We start from the raw sequence: 2,388 nt of genomic DNA, 5'->3' as shown, positions 1-2,388 counted from the left end.
GGCTAAACAACCAAAAACAACAAGAGAGCAAATGATACAAGAAATGATAATCAAAATGGCTAATTCTAAAGTAGCTAGATTTGATATCTCTTCATAGTGTATAGAATCTTTTGTTAATATCGTTTATTTATAATTTTTACGGTAAAACCATAGTTATAAAAATGTTTTAACATACTGAAAATCAATTAAATATGTTTTTTTAATTTTTTTTGACTTATCAAAATTACTTTTTAGGAATTTTCATGTTAAAATAAAATGATTATACTAGTACAAAAAAACAATTTTCACCTTAAAATGCTGCAAAAGTAACCTAAAAATATAAAAAAAAAATATCGTTTTTTATAAAGTATAGATATACTTTTACTTGTAAATCAATTGATTGTATACACTTATTAGTTTAACAAAAATTAAATTTTATAAAGATGAACTTTTTTAAAACATTATTCGTAATTTCTTTTATATTTTTATCAATATCAACTTTAAACTCCTGTACAGCACCTTCTGTAGAGGAAGAACAAGGAATTAATAATGAAGATACTTTTTCAACAGGTAAAGACGAAATCGAGCTACGCTAATTATTATTTAATTGCACTATTATTCTGCACAATTTCATTTACACCATTAACACACACTTTTCTTTCAAATAAAATAGATTATAAATACACTTATATAGATATTGAATTAGAAGAAGGGAAAAACAGTTTTGATGGTTTAGAAATAAACGTTGTTGATGGAAAAATTTTAAGTATTCAAAAGGTAGAGAGTGAAGTAATAAATAAAGTTTTTGGCTGGAGTAATTGGCGAAGATTCATATATGGTGGCTCACCATATTTCTGTTTAGCCGCTTTAACTTTGTTTTGCTTTTGGATATATAAGAATAAGGAAAAAGATAGTAAATACTACAAAAGAACTGTACGTATTGTACTATCTTTTTTTTCATTTGTCTCCGTTTGGTTTTGTATCTATTCACTTTATCCAAGAAACGACTTTTCTTATCGCAAATATTATATTATCCTGATAGGAGGTTCAATATTAATAAATATTGGTGTCTTTTTTTATATAAAGTGGTTAAGAAAAGAGGTATATACATTAGAGGAATTGAAGGAAAAAATAAGACGATTAACAAAATTTGTTTCCTATGATATTTATAAGAAATATGTAAATAAAGCTGACAAAAAGGAATACCTAATTGATACCCTTAAAGAATTTAAAGAGGTAAATAAAAAAGCGAATAAAATTTAATTTTTAAAATGAAAAGGACAGAGGGAAAAGATATTATTATCGAATCTAAAGAAAAAGAATTTTTAAGTTCCGAGATTTTCCAACACTTAGAAAATGAAATAAATATAATACTTGAAGAGGAAATCAAAACTGAAAAAAATAGAATTAAAAAATTAATTTCTAATGTTTTTAATGATGATTACAAAGTTGCTTCAAACTATTATAGTCATTTGATAAAAATATAGAATCAACTATTTAAGAACTTCTTAAGTTCTTCTTCATTTCTTGTAATTTCAAAAAGCCTTTTAGCTACACGCTTTTCAATTATATTATTTATAACAGCATCTTGCAATACTCGATTTTCATACTCCACAAAAAAATCAGAAAACTTCTTAATTTTTGCATTTATTTCTTTTTCATTAAGGTTTAATAGATCTTCTGAATTTCCAAGTTTAAAAACTATGGAAAGCTCTCTTTTTTGCAAATCATTTAAACTTTCTCGATAAAAGGCTTGTTTAAAAGTAGCTCCCTTCATGTTAATTGCTTTTCCTAATATGGAATAAGTATAGTTTTTCTCTTTTTTAACCTTTGATAGTTCTTTATAAAAATCCATTTAAATTATTTTATTAAAAAAAGGAAAAATATTTCCTAAAAAGGAACAAATGTATTATATTTGGGTAAAATTATTCCTTTTAAATATATCTTGACAAACAAATATATGTCAAATTGTTTTTAAAGGATGTATCGTATTCAAGTTTGAATAAATTATTTATTAACTAGAAAGTATATTAAAAATAAGTTGTTAAACAAATATTTAGTTATTTTTTTTAAATATAACTAATAAAGAATAAGGAAGAGTACCCCCTTGTATATTCGAGCTTCATTTTATTATTCTTTTTGCATAAAACAAAAAAAATGGATCGTGATCAACGAATAGAATATAAACGAGAAAAAGTAGAAAAATATTTAGTAAAATTCAAAGATCGTTTAAGGTTAAGAAGAATCGAAAGTGAACTTTCTTTTCCAATAGGTACAATTCAAAAATTCACTAAAAAAGGTAGAATAATTGATGATAAAAGAATTTTACTATTGTATAGCTATCTAAAAAAAATGAAACTATAAAAATTAAGTAAACCCTATTAGAAAATAATAATCCAAAACTTTTAG

The 2,388-nt window shown here is 23.6% G+C and carries 5 protein-coding genes; 4 read left to right on the top strand and 1 reads right to left on the bottom strand.

The genetic code is table 11. The annotated features are described in order from the left end of the window. Positions 1-422 precede the first annotated feature (422 nt). The 3 genes from N456_RS24385 to N456_RS08920 are packed head-to-tail and all read left to right on the top strand — an operon-like array spanning position 423 to position 1,466. On the top strand, positions 423-575 hold the full coding sequence (locus N456_RS24385; protein WP_158447863.1) for a hypothetical protein: 153 nt from the start codon (positions 423-425) through the stop codon (positions 573-575). After that, positions 529-1,242, top strand: coding sequence for a hypothetical protein (locus tag N456_RS08925; protein WP_062056066.1), 714 nt, complete (start codon positions 529-531; stop codon positions 1,240-1,242). Before N456_RS24385 ends, N456_RS08925 begins: the two co-directional genes overlap by 47 nt. Before the next feature lie 8 nt (positions 1,243-1,250). Continuing rightward, entirely contained in the window at positions 1,251-1,466 is a 216-nt protein-coding gene (locus tag N456_RS08920; RefSeq protein WP_062056064.1) for a hypothetical protein, read from the top strand. A 2-nt stretch (positions 1,467-1,468) separates the two neighbouring features. Here the strand turns inward: N456_RS08920 and N456_RS08915 are convergent, their stop codons facing one another. Next, a complete protein-coding gene (locus tag N456_RS08915; RefSeq protein ID WP_062056062.1) occupies positions 1,469-1,834 on the bottom strand; it encodes a hypothetical protein in 366 nt (121 codons plus the stop codon). Between the two features lie 302 nt (positions 1,835-2,136). Between N456_RS08915 and N456_RS08910 the strand changes: the two genes are divergently transcribed. Continuing rightward, positions 2,137-2,343, top strand: a complete 207-nt coding sequence (locus N456_RS08910) for a hypothetical protein (protein WP_062056060.1) — start codon at positions 2,137-2,139, stop codon at positions 2,341-2,343. The last annotated feature ends 45 nt before the right edge of the window (positions 2,344-2,388 follow it).

This window comes from Aquimarina longa SW024 (genome assembly GCF_001401755.1).
Classification (GTDB): Bacteria; Bacteroidota; Bacteroidia; order Flavobacteriales; family Flavobacteriaceae; genus Aquimarina; species Aquimarina longa.
The sequence above is the reverse complement of the archived record's forward strand: the minus strand, read 5'-3'. Positions and strand labels throughout refer to the sequence as shown.

Excerpts from the sequence above, each read along its gene's own strand:
- N456_RS24385 (WP_158447863.1), top strand. The coding sequence starts at position 423 with ATGAACTTTTTTAAAACATTATTCGTAATTTCTTTTATATTTTTATCA.
- N456_RS08925 (WP_062056066.1), top strand. The coding sequence starts at position 529 with ATGAAGATACTTTTTCAACAGGTAAAGACGAAATCGAGCTACGCTAAT.
- N456_RS08920 (WP_062056064.1), top strand. The coding sequence starts at position 1,251 with ATGAAAAGGACAGAGGGAAAAGATATTATTATCGAATCTAAAGAAAAA.
- N456_RS08915 (WP_062056062.1), bottom strand. The coding sequence starts at position 1,834 with ATGGATTTTTATAAAGAACTATCAAAGGTTAAAAAAGAGAAAAACTAT.
- N456_RS08910 (WP_062056060.1), top strand. The coding sequence starts at position 2,137 with ATGGATCGTGATCAACGAATAGAATATAAACGAGAAAAAGTAGAAAAA.